General features: G+C 68.5%; 16 protein-coding genes. 3 read left to right on the forward strand and 13 right to left on the reverse strand.

Features of this window, described 5'->3' with window-relative positions; translation table 11 throughout:
• The first annotated feature begins 76 nt into the window (after window positions 1–76).
• Genes AC3A6R_RS20170 through AC3A6R_RS20180 form a run of 3 tightly spaced genes read left to right on the forward strand, consistent with a single transcriptional unit; the run spans window position 77 to window position 2,276 of the window.
• On the forward strand, window positions 77–835 hold the full coding sequence (locus AC3A6R_RS20170; RefSeq protein ID WP_487861772.1) for an amino acid ABC transporter permease: 759 nt from the start codon (window positions 77–79) through the stop codon (window positions 833–835).
• Window position 836: 1 nt separating this feature from the next.
• Window positions 837–1,502 (forward strand): amino acid ABC transporter permease, encoded by a 666-nt coding sequence (locus AC3A6R_RS20175; RefSeq protein ID WP_487861771.1) that lies wholly within the window; start codon window positions 837–839, stop codon window positions 1,500–1,502.
• A 36-nt stretch (window positions 1,503–1,538) separates the two neighbouring features.
• On the forward strand, window positions 1,539–2,276 hold the full coding sequence (locus AC3A6R_RS20180) for an amino acid ABC transporter ATP-binding protein (RefSeq protein WP_487861894.1): 738 nt from the start codon (window positions 1,539–1,541) through the stop codon (window positions 2,274–2,276).
• A gap of 49 nt (window positions 2,277–2,325) precedes the next feature.
• Here the strand turns inward: AC3A6R_RS20180 and AC3A6R_RS20185 are convergent, their stop codons facing one another.
• The 13 genes from AC3A6R_RS20185 to AC3A6R_RS20245 all read right to left on the reverse strand — a co-directional run bounded on the left by AC3A6R_RS20185 (window position 2,326) and on the right by AC3A6R_RS20245 (window position 18,319).
• Window positions 2,326–3,276, reverse strand: a complete 951-nt coding sequence (locus AC3A6R_RS20185) for a nucleoside hydrolase (RefSeq protein WP_487865370.1) — start codon at window positions 3,274–3,276, stop codon at window positions 2,326–2,328.
• 49 nt (window positions 3,277–3,325) lie between these two features.
• Window positions 3,326–4,363 (reverse strand): DctP family TRAP transporter solute-binding subunit, encoded by a 1,038-nt coding sequence (locus AC3A6R_RS20190; RefSeq protein ID WP_487861769.1) that lies wholly within the window; start codon window positions 4,361–4,363, stop codon window positions 3,326–3,328.
• 25 nt (window positions 4,364–4,388) lie between these two features.
• Complete coding sequence (locus tag AC3A6R_RS20195; protein ID WP_487865371.1) at window positions 4,389–5,687, reverse strand: TRAP transporter large permease; 1,299 nt, start codon at window positions 5,685–5,687, stop codon at window positions 4,389–4,391.
• A complete protein-coding gene (locus AC3A6R_RS20200) occupies window positions 5,684–6,268 on the reverse strand; it encodes a TRAP transporter small permease (RefSeq protein WP_487861767.1) in 585 nt (194 codons plus the stop codon). The genes AC3A6R_RS20195 and AC3A6R_RS20200 overlap by 4 nt, the downstream gene beginning before the upstream one ends.
• Window positions 6,269–6,375: 107 nt before the next feature.
• Window positions 6,376–7,377: a Bug family tripartite tricarboxylate transporter substrate binding protein gene (locus tag AC3A6R_RS20205; RefSeq protein WP_487861766.1), complete on the reverse strand. Its 1,002-nt coding sequence runs from the start codon at window positions 7,375–7,377 to the stop codon at window positions 6,376–6,378.
• Window positions 7,378–7,440: 63 nt separating this feature from the next.
• A complete protein-coding gene (locus tag AC3A6R_RS20210) occupies window positions 7,441–9,393 on the reverse strand; it encodes an acyl-CoA synthetase (RefSeq protein ID WP_487865372.1) in 1,953 nt (650 codons plus the stop codon).
• A gap of 54 nt (window positions 9,394–9,447) precedes the next feature.
• Window positions 9,448–10,452, reverse strand: a complete 1,005-nt coding sequence (locus AC3A6R_RS20215) for a Bug family tripartite tricarboxylate transporter substrate binding protein (RefSeq protein ID WP_487861764.1) — start codon at window positions 10,450–10,452, stop codon at window positions 9,448–9,450.
• 54 nt (window positions 10,453–10,506) lie between these two features.
• Complete coding sequence (locus tag AC3A6R_RS20220; protein ID WP_487861763.1) at window positions 10,507–11,715, reverse strand: CaiB/BaiF CoA transferase family protein; 1,209 nt, start codon at window positions 11,713–11,715, stop codon at window positions 10,507–10,509.
• Between the two features lie 82 nt (window positions 11,716–11,797).
• Entirely contained in the window at window positions 11,798–12,613 is an 816-nt protein-coding gene (locus AC3A6R_RS20225; protein ID WP_487861762.1) for an oxepin-CoA hydrolase, alternative type, read from the reverse strand.
• On the reverse strand, window positions 12,610–13,749 hold the full coding sequence (locus AC3A6R_RS20230) for an acyl-CoA dehydrogenase family protein (RefSeq protein ID WP_487865373.1): 1,140 nt from the start codon (window positions 13,747–13,749) through the stop codon (window positions 12,610–12,612). Before AC3A6R_RS20230 ends, AC3A6R_RS20225 begins: the two co-directional genes overlap by 4 nt.
• Window positions 13,750–13,758: 9 nt before the next feature.
• On the reverse strand, window positions 13,759–14,967 hold the full coding sequence (locus AC3A6R_RS20235; RefSeq protein ID WP_487865374.1) for an acyl-CoA dehydrogenase family protein: 1,209 nt from the start codon (window positions 14,965–14,967) through the stop codon (window positions 13,759–13,761).
• Window positions 14,968–14,979: 12 nt separating this feature from the next.
• On the reverse strand, window positions 14,980–16,170 hold the full coding sequence (locus AC3A6R_RS20240) for an acetyl-CoA C-acyltransferase (protein WP_487861759.1): 1,191 nt from the start codon (window positions 16,168–16,170) through the stop codon (window positions 14,980–14,982).
• Between the two features lie 10 nt (window positions 16,171–16,180).
• A complete protein-coding gene (locus AC3A6R_RS20245) occupies window positions 16,181–18,319 on the reverse strand; it encodes a 3-hydroxyacyl-CoA dehydrogenase NAD-binding domain-containing protein (RefSeq protein ID WP_487865375.1) in 2,139 nt (712 codons plus the stop codon).
• Window positions 18,320–18,481 lie beyond the last annotated feature (162 nt).

An 18,481-nucleotide genomic window follows, 5' to 3' on the forward strand; every position in this document is an offset into this window, starting at 1 on the left:
GAACGACAGACGCCCGCCCATCGAGGCGGGCGTTTGTTTGGTGCGTAGTCAAAGCAAACAGACCGAGGAGTGCCCGATGGGAAATTGGGATTGGCAGGTGTTCTGCAAGGACACCATCGACGGCACGGTGGTGCCGTCGTGTTACGGAACGGGCGGTGCGTACACCTACCTGAACTGGATGATCGACGCCTGGGGGTGGACGGTGGCCGTCGCGCTCGTGGCGTTGCTCGTCGCACTGGTGTTCGGCTCGATCATCGGCATCCTGCGCACGCTGCCCGACAGCCCGTGGCTGGTGCGTTTCGGCAACGCGTGGGTAGAGCTGTTCCGCAATATCCCGCTGCTGGTGCAGATTTTCCTGTGGTACTTCGTGGTGCCCGCGCTCGTGCCGCCGATGCGCGACTTTCCGCCCTTCGTGCTGGTGGTGCTGGCGCTGGGCCTGTTCACCTCGGCACGTATCGCGGAGCAGTTGCGCTCAGGCATCCAGGCGCTGCCACGCGGCCAACGCTATGCCGGCATGGCCGTGGGCTTCACCACGGTCCAGTACTACCGCTACGTGCTGCTGCCCATGGCCTACCGCATCATCCTGCCGCCGCTGACCAGCGAGTCGATGAACATCTTCAAGAACTCCTCGGTGGCATTCGCGGTGTCCATCTCCGAACTGACCCAGTTCTACCTGCAGGCCGGCGAAGAGACGGCGCGCAACCCGGAGATCTACATCGCCGTGGTGGTGCTCTACGTCATCTCGGCCATGGTGATCAACCGCCTGATGGCCTTCATCGAGAAACGGGCGCGCGTCCCGGGCTTTGTCGTTGCCGGCGGAACGGGAGGACACTGACATGGATCTCCAATTCTCCGTCTACACCTGGGACGTCATTCGGAACTATGTTCTCAATGGTCTGTACTTCAGCATCTTCCTGACCGTCGTCGCAACCCTGGGTGGCATCTTCTTCGGCACCATCCTCGCGCTGATGCGCCTGTCGGGAAAGAAGTGGCTGGACATGCCGGCCGCGTTCTACGTCAACGGCATGCGCTCCGTTCCGCTGGTGATGGTCATCCTGGGCTTCTTCCTGCTGGTGCCGTTCGTCATCGGACGGCCCATCGGGCCGGAGTATTCGGCGGTGATCACCTTCATCGCCTTCGAGGCGGCGTACTTCAGCGAGATCATGCGGGCCGGCATCCAGTCGATTCCGCGCGGCCAGGTCTCGGCCGGGCTGGCGGTGGGCATGACCTACGGCCAGAACATGAAGCTGGTGATCCTGCCGCAGGCGTTCCGCAACATGCTGCCGGTGCTGCTCACGCAGACCATCATCCTGTTCCAGGACACCTCGCTGGTGTACGCCATCGGTGCATACGACCTGCTCAAGGGTTTCGACAACGTCGCCAAGAATTTCGGGCGGCCTTACGAGTCGTACCTGCTGGCAGCGGTCGTCTACTTCGTGATCTGCTATTCGCTGTCGTATCTCGTCAAGCGTCTGCACAAGAAGATCGCCATCATTCGCTAGTGAAAGAATCGAAGAGGAAAAGCCATGGCTGAACAAATGATCAGTATCAACAACGTCTCCAAGTGGTACGGACCCGTGCAGGTGCTCAACGACTGCTCGGTCAGCATCGCCAAGGGCGACGTGGTGGTGGTGTGCGGCCCGTCGGGTTCGGGCAAATCCACCCTCATCAAGACCGTCAACGCGCTCGAGCCTTTCCAGAAAGGCGAGATCATCGTCAACGGCATTCCGCTGCACGACCCCAAGACCAACCTGCCCAAATTGCGTTCCAAGGTCGGCATGGTGTTCCAGCACTTCGAGCTGTTCCCGCACCTGTCGGTCACCGAAAATCTGACCATCGCGCAGATCAAGGTGCTGGGCCGTTCGCAGGACGAAGCCAAGGTGCGTGGGCTCAAGATGCTCGACCGCGTGGGCCTGATGGCACACAAGGACAAGTTCCCGGGCCAGCTCTCGGGTGGCCAGCAGCAGCGCGTGGCGATCGCCCGCGCGCTCAGCATGGACCCGGTGGTGATGCTGTTCGACGAACCGACCTCGGCACTCGACCCCGAAATGGTCGGCGAGGTGCTCGACGTGATGGTCGCGCTCGCCAAGGAAGGCATGACCATGATGGTGGTCACGCACGAGATGGGCTTCGCGCGCAAGGTCGCCAGCCGCGTGATCTTCATCGACGTGGGCGGCCGCATCCTGGAAGACTGCTCCAAGGACGAGTTCTTCAACCACCCCGAGAACCGTCAGCCGCGCACCAAGGACTTCCTGGACAAGATCCTGCAGCACTGACGGCGGGCTGCCCCTGCGGGCAGCATCAGCACTGCCCCGGCCCGCGTCGTCAGGGTAGTCGCGCCACGTGCGCCGTCAGCAGGTCGAAAAAGCCTGCTGCATCCCCCTCCACGATCCAGTTCACGTTCGCCGGCCGGCCCAGGCTGCCGTGCCAGTCGGCCACGGTCTGCCCGAAGCCCATGCCTTCGCGGCTGTCGACCTGGACGTGGATTTGCCGTCCCTTGAACAGCGCGGGCGCGAGCAGGTAGCCGATCACGGTGGCGTCGTGCACCGGCCCGCCCGGCAGGCCGTAGTGCGCCATTTCCTGCGGCGCATAGGCGTCGAGGATGTCGGCCACGGTGCGGCCGGCGCGGTTGCCGATGCCGCGCAGCCGCGCGATGCGTTCCTCGCTCGTGAGGATCCGGTGCGTCACGTCGAGCGGCAGCATCGTGATCGGCACGCCGCTGGCGCCGCATTTGTCGAGCACCAGTTCGGCCGCGTGCGGATCGGCAAACACGTTGAACTCGGCGACCGGCGTGATGTTGCCGCCGTTGAAGTGCGCGCCGGCCATCAGCACCAGTTCGCGCAGGCCGCCGACGATGTCGGGCGCCCGCTCGAGCGCCAGCGCCAGGTTGGTCTGCGGGCCGAGCATGGCGAGCGTCACGCTGCGGGCGGGCGCGGCGCGCAGCCTACGCACCAGGTGGTCGACGGCATGGCCTTCGGCGAGCGGCGCGGCGGGCTCGTGCACTGCTACGCCCGTGATGCCTTCCTCGCCGTGGACATGGGCGGCGTGGATCGGCGCACGGCGCAGCGGGCGCTCGGCGCCGGCGTACACCGGAATGCCGGGCCGGCCGGCCCATTCGCAGGCGAGGCGCGCATTGCGCGCGGTCTTGGCCAGCGGCACGTTGCCGGCCACCACGGTCAGCGCCTCGATGCCGAGTTGCTCGGGCGCCGCCATCGCGAACAGCAGCGCGATCACGTCGTCCGCGCCGGGGTCGGTGTCGATGATCAGGGTGTGCATCGCACCATTGTCGCGGCGGGCGCGGCTGCCCGCCGCCTCGCTGCTTCGCCTACTTCTTGCGCGCCGCGATCGCCTTCTCGGCCTTCGCCACGAGGTCGGCACCCACGGTCGACTTCCACTTCTCGTAGACCGGCCGGGTGGCCTTGACGAAGGCCTCGCGCTCGGTCGGCGTGAGCTGCGTGACGGTCACGCCCATCGCGGCGATGTCCTTGAGCACGGGCTTGTCGGCTTCGACCAGGCCCTTGCGCGCGATCTCGATCTCCTGCTTGCCAGCGTCGATGGCGGCTTGCCGCACGATCGCTTGGTCGGCCGGCGTCCACGAGGCCCAGATTTCCTTGTTGACCACGAACACCAGCGGGTCGGCCACGTAGCCCCAGGTGGTGACGAACTTCTGGCCCACGTTCTGCATCTTGAGCACGGTGAACAGGAACAGCGGGTTCTCCTGGCCGTCGACGGCGCCACTCGAGAGTGCCGGCTGCGCATCGGCCCAGCTCATCTGCGTCGGGTTGGCGCCGAGCGCGGTGAGCATGTCGGAGTAGATGGGCGAGCCGACCACGCGGATCTTCATGCCCTTCAGGTCGTCGGGCGACTTGATCGGCTTCTTGGAATTGGTGATCTCGCGGAAGCCGTTCTCGCCCCATGCGAGCGGCACCACGCCGGCCTTGTCGAGCGTCTTGAAGATGTCCTTGCCGACCTCGCCCTGCGTGAGCGCGTCGATGGCCGCGTAGTCGGGCATCAGGAAGGGCATCGAGAACAGGTTGAGCTGCTTGACCTGCGGCGACCAGTTGATGGTCGAACCCACGGCCATGTCGATCACGCCCTGGCGCAGTGCGCTGAACTCGCGCGTCTGGTCGCCCTGGATCAGCGACACGCCCGGGTACAGCTTGATGTTGATGCGGCCCTGGGTGCGCTCCTTCACGAGGTCGGCCCAGATCTTCCCGGCCTGGCCCCAGGGGGTCGGCGGGCCGAGCACGAGCGACATCTTGTATTCGGCCTTGTAGGCGGCCTGCGCCATGGCGCCGGTCGAGAACATGCCCAGGGCGGTGGCGACGGCGGCAAGGCCGAGAAGGGTGCGACGGAATTTCATTTTGTCTAGTCTCCAGTTGTCAAAGTCAATAGCCGAGCTTGCGCGGCAGCCACAGCGCCAGCTCGGGGAACGCGATCACGAGCACCATCACGATGAACATCGAGAACAGCAGCCAGCCGACCCAGCGCACGGTTTCCTCCATGCGCACCTTCGCGATGCGGCAGGAGACCATGAGGTTGACCGCGAGCGGCGGCGTGAACTGCCCCAGCGCGACCTTCAGCGTGAGGATCACGCCGAACCAGACCGGGTCCCACTTGTAGTGCTGAACGATCGGCAGCAGGAGCGGCACGAAGATCAGGAAGATCGAGACGCCGTCGAGGAACATGCCGACCGTGATGAGCAGCAGGATCAAGAGCGCCAGGATGCCGTATTCGCCGAGGCCCGAGTCCACGATCGCGCGCGTCACCGGGTCGATCACGCCCAGCGTCGAGAGCGAGTACGCGAAGATGCCCGCGAGCGACACCACGAGCAGGATCACCGCCGAGAGCTCGCCCGATTCGCGCAGGATGACGAACAGGTCGCGGACCTTGATGGTCCTGTGCACGCACATGCCAACGAACAGGCCGTAGAACACCGCCACCACCGCGGCCTCGGTCGGCGTGAACCAGCCGGCGCGCATGCCGCCCAGAATGAGCACCGGCGCCGCGAGTCCCCAGCTCGCGTCGCGCAGGCTGGCCCAGAACGGCGGGCGCGGCAGCGTGGATTCGAGCGCGCCCATGTTGTGGCGGCGCGCCATCAGCACGGCCGGGATCATCAGCGCCAGGCCGGCCATCACGCCCGGGATCATGCCGGCCGCGAACAGCGCCGGCACCGAGGCGCCGGGCACCAGCACCGAATACACGATGAAGGCCACCGACGGCGGGATCAGGATGTCGGTGGCCGCGGCGGCGCCCACCACGCTGGCCGAGAAGGCGGGCGGGTAGCCGGCGCGCGACATCGCCGCGATCATCACCGCGCCCACGGCGGCGGCATTGGCCGGGCCCGAGCCCGAGATGCCGCCGAGGAACATGGCGACCGCAATGGCGACCAGCGGCAGCATGCCCGGGCCGCGGCCGACGATCGCCACCGCGAAGTTCACCAGCCGGAGCGCCACGCCCGAGCGGTCGAAGATCGAGCCGACCAGCACGAACATCGGAATCGCGAGCAGCGGGTACTTGCCCAGGCCGGCATAGAAGTTCTGCGGCACGGCCAGGAGGCCGAACCACTGCGCGTCGGCGTTGGCGAGCGCGATGCAGGCGGCGCCCGCCAGCCCCAGCGCCGCGCCGATGGGCACGCCCACCAGCATCATCGCCACGAAGGCGACGAAGAGCAGCGTCGCGATCACAGGGCGCCGCCCTGGCCATTGGCCGTGTCGTCATCGCTGCGCGCGTTCTTGCGGCCGCGCCGGATCATCAAGCCCACCGCGCGCAGCGCGATCGCGAACGACACGATCGGCAGCCAGATCGAATACCACCAGGCCGGCAGCCCGATGCCGGGCGTGGTCTCCTCATAGCGGTAGTCGTCCCAGACCATGCGGATGCTCAGTGTGCCGATCAGCGCGAAGAGGATCGCGATCATCAGCGCGCCGAACTGCGCGAGCCGCCGGCGCCGCGCCATGCTGCCGCTCTCGGAAAAGAACTCGATGCGGATGTGCCGGTCGCGCGCAACGGCGGCCGAGCCGGCCACGAGCGCGAGCATGATCATCAGGAAGACCGAGAACTCCTCGGTCCAGGCGAACGACGAATCGGTGAAGTAGCGCACCAGCACGTTCGCGAACGTGATGAGCGCGAGCGCGCCCATGATGATCACGGTGAGCCAGTCCTCGATGGCGAGCGGCACCTTCGCGGGCTCGTCGGCGGCTTCGATGTCTGGGGGGAGGGGGCTGGCAGCGTCCAGCACCGGGCCGGACTCGTTGGGAGTGGTCATCGAAGGGGAAAGGGGAAGCGGCGACAGATGTTACCGGTGCATGCCCTTTCCTCCATCGGGGTTTTCCTATGCGATCCGCGCGCGCGACGCGGTCTCCCGAACCGGCGCTATTCGAGCTTGGCGCCCGACGCCTTGATCAGGCGTTCCCAGACCGGGGCTTCCTTCTTGACGACGGCCGCGAACGCCTCGGGCGAGCTGTCCTGCAGGTCGAAGCCCATGGCGGCCACGCGCGTCTGCACGTCGGGCTGCCGCGTGGCCTTGCGCACTTCCTCGGCGATGCGCGCCACGATCGGCTTCGGCGTGCCGGCCGGCATGGCGATGGCCAGCCAGCCCGCCACGCGGTAGGCCTCGTCGTCCAGGCCCTGCTCGGCCAGCGTGGGCACGTCGGGCAGCGTGGCCATGCGCCGCTCGCCCGTCACGCCGAGCGCCCTGAGCTTTCCCGCCTCGATGTGGGGCTTGGCCACCAGCGCGCTCGCGAACGACATCTGGATCTGGCCGCCGATCAGGTCCTGCAGCATCGGCGACTCGCCCTTGTAGGCGACGTGGTTCATTTCGGCGTTCTGCGCCAGGCTCATGTGCGCGCCCGCGAGGTGCGGATAGGCGCCGACGCCGTACGAACCGTAGGCCATCTTGCCCTTGTTGGCGGCGACGTACTTCAAGAGCTCGGGCCCGGTCTTGACCGGCACGCTCGGATGCACCACCAGCACCAGCGGCGCCACCGCGATCTGGTAGACCAGCGCAAGGTCGCGCTGCGTGTCGTAGGGCAGCTTCTGGTAGAGGAACTGGTTGGTGAGCAGCGAATTGGAGAGCGCCAGCACCATCGTGTAGCCATCGGCCGGCGCCTTGGCCACTGCGTCGGTGCCGATGATGCCGGCCGCGCCGGGCTTGTTGTCGACGATGACCGGCTGGCCCAGCCCCGCGGCCATCTTCTCGCCGATGATGCGGGCCAGCACGTCGGTCGCGCCGCCCGCGGCGAAGGGCACCACCATGCGGATCGGCTTGCTGGGGTAGGCCGGCTGCGCCCAGCCGGCGGTGGAAGTGGCGGCGAGCGCGAGCGTGGCGACGGCGCCTTGCAGGGTGCGGCGGCGGGTGGGGAATGCGGCGTTCATGATTTCTCTTTGTCTCCGAGGGTTGATTGTTCTTGGGTGTGCAAGGGGCTGCCGCCGCCGGCGCTATGCCGACAGCACGCGGGTCTTGAATGGCAGCGGCAGGAGGTCGGCCTCGATCCGCTGCTGCAGCGGCACGGCGAGCGAACCGGCCGCGGCGGCATCGATGCGCACCTCGATCAGGCGCTCGCCCTCGTGCGCCACGTGCGGCCGGGCGGCCGGCGCCACGCCGAGTTCGCCGCACGCCTGTTCGACCATGGCCGCCACAACGCGGCTCGCCGCCATCGCGCGCAGCTCGGGCTTGTAGATCTTGCCCACGTTGGTCACCGGCATCTGCTCGATCACCACCACAGAGCGCGGCTTGGCGGGCGCCTCGTCCACGCGCTCGGCCGTGAAGGCCAGCAGTTCCTCCTCGGTGGCCGAGGCGCCGGGCACCAGCGTCGCGAACACCACCGGCAGTTCGCCCGCGTAGGCGTCGGGCGCGCCCACGGCCGCACACAGCTGCACGGCCGGATGGGCGCCGATCGCGTCCTCGATCACCTTCGGGTCGATGTTGTGGCCGCTGCGGATGATCAGGTCCTTCGAACGGCCGCTGAGGTTGAGCCGGCCTTCGCCATCGATCCAGCCCAGGTCGCCGGTCGCGAGCCAGCCGTCGGGCGTGAAGGCCTTCGCGTTGTCGGCCGGATCGACGAAGCCCGAGAACAGGTTCGGCGACTTGAACAGCACCATGCCCTGTTCGCCCGCCGGCAGGTCGCGGTCGCTCGCATTGCCGTTCTCGTCGAGCGCCACGATGCGCATCTGCATGTAGGGCAGCGCAAAGCCGACGCAGCCCGCGGGCCCGTCGACGCCCGGCGGCGTGATGGTCGAGATGCCCGCCATCTCGGTCATGCCGAGGCTCTCGTGCACGTGCAGCCCGAACAGGCGCTCGAAGCGCGCTGCGAGCTCGGGCGACAGCACCGCCGCACCCGTGCGGCAGTACACGATCGACGAGATGTCGGCGCCTTCCAGCGGCACGTTGGCCAGCGCCGCGAGCACCGTCGGCACCGCCGACAGCGAGGTCGGCCGGTACTGCTCGACCAGCTTCCAGTAATTGGCGATCACCTCCTTGTTGCGCAGCAGCGAAGGCGTCGGAACGATCACTTCCACCCCGGCCGACAGCGAGGCCAGCGAGGCCGGCAGCACGCCTGCCACATGGAACAGCGGATAGCCGTTGATCGAGATGCCGTTCTCGTTCATGCCCGCCACCTGCACGCTGGCCCAGGCCGTGAACACCTGCGCGCCGTGGCTGTGGCGGGCGAGCTTGGGCGCACCCGTGGTGCCGCCGGTGTGAAAGTAGGCCGCGATGTCGCCGGGCGCGATGTCGCGGCCGCTCACGAGGCGGTCCGAGGGCTGGGCCGCGCGCAGCACGTCGAACTCGGCCACGCCGTCGGGCAGCGTGCCCGGGCCCCCGGGTGGCTCGTCGTGCGGTGCCACGCGCAGCACGGTCGTGAGCGTCGGCACCTGGCCGCGCAGCCGCATCGCCTTCGACCACATGCCCGATTCGGCGTCGGAGCCGTAGGCGATCAGCACCTTGGCGCGCGCCGCGGTCATCAGCGCCACGAGCTTCTCGTCGGTCAGGAGCGGATTGAGCGGTTGCACGATGCCGGCCGCCTCGCCGCCCCAGAGCGCCAGGTGGTACTCGAGGCAGCCCGGCAGCAGCACCGCCACCGCGTCGTCGGGACCGACGCCGAGCGCATGCAGCATGTTCGCCGTCTGGTGGATGCGCGCGAGCAGCTCGGCGTACGACCAGCGGATCGGTTCGTCGGCCGGATTGCCGGTGCGCAGGAAGGTCAGCGCGGTCTTGCTGCCGAAGGCATGCCCCGCGCTGCGGAAGATTTCGTAGGTGCTGCGCACCGAGAGCGCCTGTTCGAGCGGCGTCTCTTCGAGCCGGCGGATGTCGGCCAGGCTGCGGACCGGGAACCGGGGGCGGAACGGGGCGCCGCCCGCGTTCTGCGTGTTGTTGTGGTCGTCGCCTGTCATGTCGTCTCCTGAGGTTTTTTTTGATCGCCGGCGGGCGCGGTGCGCGCCCTGTTTTTACTGGTTCGTGATCTTGTTGTCGCGAATGACCTTGCCCCAGCGCTCGAAGTCCTGGCGCATGCGCTCGCCGGTCTTTGCGGGCGTGCCGTAGGCCGCGAACGAGCCCACGCCCTGCAGCTTGTCCTGCACCTCCTTGTCGGCCAGCGCGGTCTTGAGCTCGGCGCTCATGCGCTCGACCACGTCCTTCGGCGTGCCGGCTGGCGCGAGCAGGCCGCCCCACGAGGTGGCGTCGAAGCCTGCAAAGCCCTGCTCGGCCACCGTCTTCACGTCGGGCAGCAGGCTCACGCGCTTGCCCGAGCCGACCGCGATGGCCCGCAGCGTGCCCGCGCGGATGTGCGAAATCACCGCCACCAGGTCCGAGAACATCGCGGGCACCTGGCCGCCGATCAGATCGGTCACCGCGGGCGCGCTGCCGCGGTAGGGCACGTGCTGCATCTCGAACTTGCCGATGTTCTTGAGCTGCTCGGTCGTCAGGTGGCCGAAGCTGCCCGCGCCCGCCGTCGTGTAGTTGAGCTTGCCGCCTTCGGCCTTGGCCTTGGCGATCAGGCCCTGCAGGTCCGTGACCTCAGGCAGCGACTTCGGGTTGACCACCATCACGATCGGCAGGTCGTACACCGTGCCCACGGGCGTAAAGCTCTTGAAGATGTCGTAGGGCGTCTTGCCGTACAGGTGGTCGGCCAAAAGCGTCGGCGTGGCCAGCATCACGAAGGTGTAGCCGTCGGGCGCGGCCTTGGCCGCCACGGCCGCGCCGATGGTGCCCGAGGCGCCGCTGCGGTTGTCGATCAGGATGTTCTGCTTCAGGCTCTGCGACATCTTCTGCGCCACGATGCGCGTCGCGACGTCGGTCGGGCCGCCCGGCGGGAACGGCACGACGATGGTGATGGGCTTGGTCGGCCAGGCCTGCTGGGCGAAGGCGGTGCCGGCCACGAGCGGGAGGGCGGCCAGTGCGAGCAGCGCGCGGCGCGAGGGGTTGCGAAGGGAAGCGAAAGAGGAGAAAGCCATGGGGTTCTGTTTCAGGGGATCAGGATGTACGGAAAGGCGTCGTTCGCGAGCTTCTCAGACGACGCCGCTGGATTTCAGCGCGGCGAGTCGTTCTTCCGACAGGCCGAGCAGGGACGTGAGCACGTCGCGCGTGCCTTCGCCCAGGGTGGGCGGCGCGCTGCGCACCGGCAGGCGCTCGCCATCGAAACGGTAGGGCGGCGCAAGCACGTCGACTGTGCCGGCCACCGGGTGCGGCTGCTGGGTGACCAGCCCGGCCTCGGTCGCGCGCTTGCTGCGCAGCGCCTCGTGCAGGCCCAGCACTTCGCCGCAGGGAATGCCCGCCGCCGTGAGCTTCTCGAGCAGCAGCGCGCGCGGGCGCTTCGCCAGCTCGGCGTGAAGTTCGGGCAGCAGCACCGCGCGGTTTGCCGAGCGCAGGATGTTGGTCTTGAAGCGCTCGTCGGCCGCGAGGTCGGGCCGCTCGATCACCTCGGTGCAGAAGCGCGCGAACTGCGCGTTGTTGCCCACGGTGATCACCACCGGGCCGTCGGCCGCGTCGAACACGCCGTAGGGCACGATCGACGGATGCGAGTTGCCGAAGCGCGGCGGGTCCTCGCCCATCAGGAGCGCCTCGAGGCCGTAGTAGGCCGTGATCATCAGCCCGCAGTCGAACAGCGCCATCTCGACGTGGCGGCCGCGGCCCGTCTTCTCGCGCTGGTAGAGCGCCGCGAGCACGGCCTGCGCCGAGTACATGCCGGTGAACAGGTCCACCGCGGCCACGCCGAACTTCAGCGGCGGCTGGTTCGCCTCGCCGTTGATCGCCATCAGGCCGGCCTCGCCCTGCACCACGAGGTCGTAGCCCGGGCGTGCCGCCTCGGGGCCGGTGCGGTCGTAGCCCGAGATCGAGCAGTAGATGAGGCGCGGGTCCTCCTGGCTGAGCTGCGCGTAGCCGAGGCCGAGCTTGTCGATGCCGCCGTACTTGAAGTTCTGCAGCACCACGTCGCATTGCTTTGCGAGGTCGCGCGCGATCTGCTGCCCCTCGGGCGTCTGCAGGTCGAGCGTGACCGAGCGCTTGTTGCGGTTCACGCTGTTGAAGTAGGCCGTCTCGGTGTCGCCGACGCGCAGGCCCCAGTCGCGCGTGTCGTCGCCGCGGCCCGGGTGCTCGACCTTGATGACCTCGGCGCCCATGTCGGCCAGCACCATGCCGCACCAGGGGCCGGCCAGGATGCGTGACAGATCGAGCACGCGCACGCCGGCCAGCGGCAGGGATGAATTCAGTGAAGCCATGGCAGAGAAGATGTCTTTCGGAAAACAGGAAAGCCCCGCACGGCGTGCGAGGCAGGCATGAGGAACGGTGGGAGTCTTGGCGTCAGCTGGCGTTCCCGCCGCCGCGGCGCAGCGCCACGAAATCGGCCTTTCGCTTGCCCAGGAAGGCACCGATGCCTTCGGCCGCTTCGGCATCGCCCTGCGACTCGACCATGAACACCGCCTCGGCATCGAGCTGTTCCTCGAGCGTGGCATGGTGCGCCTGGCGGCACAGCGCCTTGATGCGCGTGGTGGCCCGCTGCGGACCGGTGGCGATGCGCGCCGCCAGCGCGACGGCCTCGGCCAGCGCCGCGCCCTTGTCGGTCAGCCGGTTGACCGCGCCGAGCTCGTTCAGGCGCTCGGCCGTCATGCGGTCGCCGGTCAGGCACAGCTCGGTCAGCACCTGGCGCGAGACGAACTCGGCCAGGAACGCCGTGGCGCCGCCGTCGGGCGTGAGGCCGACCTTGACATAGGCCACGGTGAAGAAGGCATCGCGCGCCGACACCAGCATGTCGCAGGCCAGCGCCATCGACAGCCCCGCGCCCGCGGCACCGCCTTCGACGGCCGCGATCACCGGCTTCTTGCAGTCGCGCAGCGCACGGATCAGGTTGTTGAGGCCTTCGAGAATCTTGCGCCGCTCGGCGACCGGCAGTTCGCGCCGCGTGGCGAGCAGATTCAGGTCGCCGCCCGAGCAGAAGAAATCGCCCGCGCCGGTGAACACCACCGCGCCCACTTCGGGGTCGCGCTCGGCGTCGGTCAGCGCGGCCGACAGCTCGGCATACAGCGTCGGCGTGATCGCGTTGCGCGCGCCGGGGTTGCTGTTGGTCAGGATGCGCACGGCGCCTTCCTGCGAGACGAGGACGGTCTTGGGGGGGGTCATGCCGGTTCCTTTGCGAGTGCGATGTAGCGCTGCAGGTGGTGGTCTTCGTCGCCGAGCTGGTGATCGATCATCACGAGGCGCTTGGCGTAGTGGGGCAGCGGCAGCTCCCAGGTCATGCCGATGCCGCCGTGCATCTGGATGCTCTCTTCGGCCACCAGCGCGCCGATGCGGCCGATGCTGAACTTCGCTGACGACAGTGCGCGCTCGCGCGCCAGGCGGTCGCTGCCGTCGATGGCGGCGGCGGCATTGATGACCGCCGAGCGCGCCTGCTCGATCTCGAGCAGCAGGTCGGCCATGCGGTGCTGCAGGGCCTGGAAGCTGCCGATCAGCAGGCCGAACTGCTTGCGCGTGCGCAGGTACTCGAGCGTGGCCGTCTTGGCCGCTTCCATCGCGCCCAGCGCCTCGGCCGAGAGCGCAAGCACGCCGCGGCCGATCGCGCGTTCGAGCACCGCATGGCCCTGGCCTTCGCTGCCGAGCAGTGCATCGGTGCCGAGCTTCACGCCGTCGAACGTGATCTCCGCGACCCGGCCGCCGTCGATGGCGGGGCAGCCGCGCACCGCGACGCCGGCGGTCTTCGCAGGCACGAGGAACAGCGAGATGCCGGCCGCGTCGTCTACATCGCCCGCGGTGCGCGCCGAAACCAGCAGCAGGTCGGCCTGCTCGCCCTGCGGCACCACGGCCTTGGCGCCGTGGAGCACCCAGCCGTCGCCGATCTTTTCGGCGCGGGTCGCGACGCGCGTGCGCTCGTGGTGCGTGTCGGCCTCGTCGTGCGCAAAGGCCGCGACGAGGGCGCCATTGATGATGTCGCCGAGCTTCTCCTTCTGCGTGCCGCTGCCGGCGGCGCTGATCGCCTCGCCGACCATCAGCGCGCCGAGCAGCGGCTCGACCACGAGGCCGCGGCCGAGCGCCTCGAAGACCACGGCGATGTCGAAGCCGCTGCCGCCGAAGCCGCCATCGGCCTCGCTGAACAGCGCGCCGATCACGCCGAGTTCGGCGAACTGCTGGAAGATCTCCTTGCTGAACCCGTGCTCGGATTGCGCGATGCGGTCGCGCGCATCGAAGGCGTACTGCTCGGCGATGAAGCGGTTCAGGCTGTCGGCGAGCATGCGCCGGTCTTCGGTGTGTTCGAAGTTCATGCCGTTCCTTTAAAGACCGAGGATCATCTTCGAGATGATGTTCTTCTGGATTTCGTTCGAGCCGCCGAAGATCGACAGCTTGCGGTTGTTGAAGTAGCGCGAGGCGGCGGCCGATGCGTAGTCCGGGCCGAAGGCCTCGCCGTCATGGCCGTCCTTCAGTGCCTCGGCCACGAAGGGCCGGCCGTACACGCCCATCGCGCGGCGCGCGAGCGACGAGATCTCCTGGCGGATCTCGGTGCCGCGGATCTTCAGCATCGAGCTCTCGGCGCCCGGCACGCCGCCGCCGGCCACCGCCGCGATCACGCGCAGGTTGGTGGTCTTCATGTTCTCGAGGTCGATCTCCACGCGCGCCAGGCGCGCCGCGAAGGCCGGGTCGTCGGCCAGCGGCCGGCCGTTCTTCGTGCGCGCCGCCGCGATGCCCTTGAGCTGTTCGAGCGCGGCCACCGAGAAGCCCACGCCCGCGATGTTGGTGCGCTCGTAGGTCAGCAGGTACTTGGCGCAGGTCCAGCCCTTGTTCTCCTCGCCGACCAGGTTCTCGGCCGGCACGCGCACGTCGGAGAAGAACACCTCGTTCACCTCATGCTCGCCGTCGAGCGTGATGATCGGGCGCACTTCCACGCCGGGCGAGGCCATGTCGATCAGCAGGAAGCTGATGCCTTCCTGCTTCTTCGCCTCGCGGTTCGTGCGCACCAGGCAGAAGATCATGTTGGCGTGCTGGCCCAGCGTGGTCCAGGTCTTCTGGCCATTCACGATGAAGTGGTCGCCCTGGGCGTCGATGCCGCGCACGGCCGAGGTCTTGACCGCGGCGAGGTCGGAGCCCGCGCCGGGTTCCGAATAGCCCTGGCACCACCAGTCGTCGCCGTTCAGGATGCGCGGCAGCCAATGGCGCTTCTGCGCCTCGTTGCCGTACTTGATGAGCACCGGGCCCAGCATGTTCACGCCGAAGGGCACGATGCGCGGCGCGAAGGCGAGCGCGCATTCGTTCTCGAAGATGAATTTCTCGACCGCGCTCCAGCCCGGGCCGCCGTACTGCTCGGGCCAGTGGTTGGCAAGCCAGCCGCGCGCATTGAGGATGGCGTGCCACTCGGCCATGTCGGCCTTCTCGAGGATCTTGCCGCTCTTCACCTTGTCGGAAAGGCGCGCGGGCAGCTTGTCGGCGAGGAAGGCGCGCACTTCGGCGCGGAAGGCTTCTTCTTCGGGGGTGAAGTTCAGGTCCATGAATTCTCGGTCTCAGTAAATCTCGAAGAGGCCCGCCGCGCCCATGCCGCCCGCGATGCACATCGTGACCACGGCGTACTTCGCGCCGCGGCGCTTGCCTTCGATCAGCACATGGCCCGTGAGGCGCGCGCCGGTCATGCCGAAGGGGTGGCCGATCGAGATCGCACCGCCGTTCACGTTCAGCCGCTCCGAGGGGATGCCGAGCTTGTCCTGGCAGTAGATCGACTGCGAGGCGAAGGCTTCGTTGAGCTCCCAGAGGTCGATGTCCTCGACCTTGAGGCCGTGGCGCGCGAGCAGCTTGGGCACCGCGAACACCGGGCCAATGCCCATCTCGTCGGGCTCGCAGCCCGCCACTGCGAGGCCGCGGAAGACGCCCAGCGGCTGGAGGTTGGCGCGCTCCGCGTCCTTGGCTTCCATCAGCACGCAGGCCGAGGCGCCGTCGGACAGCTGCGAGGCGTTGCCCGCGGTGATGAACTTGTCGTCGCCCATCACGGGCTTGAGCTTGGCGAGCGCCTCGTAGGTGGTGCCGCGGCGGTTGCAGTTGTCTTCGGTGGCGGTGACTTCGCGGTAGCTGACTTCCTTCGTTTCCTTGTCGGTCACCGCCATGGTGGTGGTGCAGGCCACGATCTCGTCCTTGTAGCGCCCGGCGAGCTGCGCCTCTTCGGTGCGGCGCTGGCTCTCGGCCGAGAAGCGGTCCTGCGCCTCGCGGCTGATGTCGTAGCGCTGGGCCACGATGTCGGCGGTCTCGATCATCGCCATGTAGAGCGCGGGCTTGTGCTCGACGATCCACGGGTCCATGCCGTTGTCGCCCGCATCGGTGGCGCTGCGGCCGCGGATCTGCGAGATGCTTTCGACGCCGCCCGCGATCATGGCCGGCGCGCCGTCCACCACGATGCGGCCCGCCGCCATCGCGATGGCCTGCAGGCCCGAAGCGCAGAAGCGGTTGACGGTGGTGCCGGCGATCGAGATCGGCAGGCCCGCGCGAATGATGGCCTGGCGCGCGATGTTGCGCCCGGTCGTGCCCTCGGGGTAGCCGCAGCCGAGGATCGCGTCCTCGATCAGCGCCGGGTCGAGGCCCGAGCGTTCGACCGCGGCCTTCACCGCGAAGGCCGCGAGCGTCGGGCCCGGGGTGATGTTGAACTCGCCGCGGTGCGCCTTGGTGAGCGGGGTGCGGGCGGTGGAAACGATGACGGCTTCGCGCATGGCGTTGTCCTTAGTTGGATTGATTCAGACTCGAAAAATCGGCACCGCGCTCGACCAGGTCGACCAAAAGCGGCGAGGGCTGCCAGAACAGCGGGTCTTCCTTGGCGAACTCGCGGATGTCGGCCAGCACCTTCGCGAGGCCCACCGTGTCGGCGTATTTCATCGGGCCGCCGCGATGGCGCGGGAAGCCGTAGCCGTAGAGGAAGGTCACGTCCACGTCGAGCGGGCGCAGTGCGATGCCCTGGTGCACCACGTTCGCGCCCTCGTTAACCATCGCGGCCATGTAGCGGCGCATGATTTCGTCCTTGGTGAAGGCGCGCGGCGTGACGCCCGCACGCTGGCGCTCGGCGTCGATGATGGCCAGCACTTCGGGGTCGGGCTGGCCGGTGCGTGCGCCCTCGGGGTAGAGGTAGTAGCCGCGCTGCGTCTTCTGGCCGAACCAGCCGCGCTCGCAGATGCGGTCGGCGATCTGCACGTAGCGCGCCTTCGGGTCGCGCGTGGCGGCCTTGCGCTTGCGCGTGGCCCAGCCGATGTCGCCGCCCGCCAGGTCCGACACCTGGAACGGCCCCATCGGGTAGCCGAAGTTGCGCACCGCCTCGTCGATCTGGTAGGGCGAGGCACCGTCTTCCATCATGTGGTCGGCCGCCTGGCGGTACACCGCGAGGATGCGGTTGCCGATGAAGCCGTCGCACACGCCCGCGCGCACCGGCACCTTCTTGAGCTTCTTGGCGAGCTCGAAGCCCGTCGCGACCACGTCGGCGCTGACCTTGGCGGGCACCACGATCTCGAGCAGCTTCATGATGTTGGCCGGCGAGAAGAAGTGCAGGCCCACCACGTCCTGAGGGCGCGAGATGCTGGCGGCGATCTCGTCGATGTCGAGGTACGAGGTGTTGGTGGCGAGCACCGCGCCGGGCTTGCAGACGCGGTCGAGTTCGGCGAAAACCGCCTTCTTGACCGCCATGTCCTCGAACACGGCCTCGACCACGATGTCGGCCTGGGCGAGCGCGTCGTAGCTGGTGGAGCCGTTGAAGCGTGCCATCACCGCCGCCTTGGCTTCGTCGGTCATGCGACCCTTCTTGATGAGGCCGTCGTAGACCTTCTCGACGTTGGCGCGGCCGCGCGCGAGCTGCGTGTCGTCGCGCTCGATCATGGTCACCGGCAGGCCGGCGTCGAGCATGGCCACCGCGATGCCCGCGCCCATGGTGCCGCCGCCAACGATGCCGGCAGCGTCGAGCGCGCGCGGCTTGGCAGCCTTGGTCTCGGGCGCCTTGAGCACTTCGCGTTCGGCGAAGAACGCATGGATCAGCCCGGCGCGCTGCGGGCTGTCGATGCACTGCATGAACAGCTTGCGCTCGAGCGCCATGCCTTCGTCGAAGGGCAGCGTGAGCGCGGCCTCGACGGCTTCGATGATCTTCATCGGCGAGAACAGGCCGCGGCTCTTCTTGGCGGTGTCGGCGCGCGCGGCGTCGAGCGCGGCCCGGCTGGCGTCCTTGTCGGCCAGGCCGGCGGCCTCGCGCGTGCGGCGCACCGGCGCGTTCGCGGCGGCCAGTTCCTTCGCGTAGGCCAGGCCCTCGGCGCGCGCATCGGCGTCGTTGCCGAGCTTGTCGACCAGGCCGAGCGACAGCGCTTCCTTCGCGCCCGCATGGCGGCCGCTGAGCATCAGGTCGAGCGCGGGCTTCACGCTGATGAGGCGCGGCGCGCGCTGCGTGCCGCCCGAGCCCGGCAGCAGGCCGAGCGCCACTTCGGGCAGGCCCAGCTTGGCGCTGGGCGAGGCGATGCGGTAGTGCGCCGCCAGCGCCACTTCGAGCCCGCCGCCGAGCGCGGCGCCGTGGATGGCGGCCACCACCGGCTTGCTGCAGTTCTCGATCGCCAGGCACACCTCGGGCAGCGAGGGCGGCTGCGGCGTCTTGCCGAATTCGCGGATGTCGGCGCCCGCGATGAAGTTGCGGCCCGCGCCCACGAGCAGCACGGCCTTGGCGGCGCTGTCGGCCTCGGCCGCCGCGATCGCGGCCACCAGACCACGGCGTACGTCCACGCCGAGCGCATTGACGGGCGGGTTGTCGATGGTCACGACGAACACGTCGCCCTCGCATGCGAAGGTGACGGGACCGAAAGGCGTGGAGGGGCTGGAGGGGGTTTGATTGGCCATTTGCTTTGTCTCTCGCGTGGCGGGCCCGCAGTGCGAAGCCCGAGGCTCTAGGAGGCTGCCGGGCTTGGGCATGGCCCCGCGTTGCGCGAGACAGGGCGCAGGCAAGGCGCCAAGCGCAAGCTGGACTGATGTCCAGCGAGCATTGGCAACGCCGCATGCGCC

The organism is Variovorax sp. Soil_C_19, assembly GCF_057657255.1.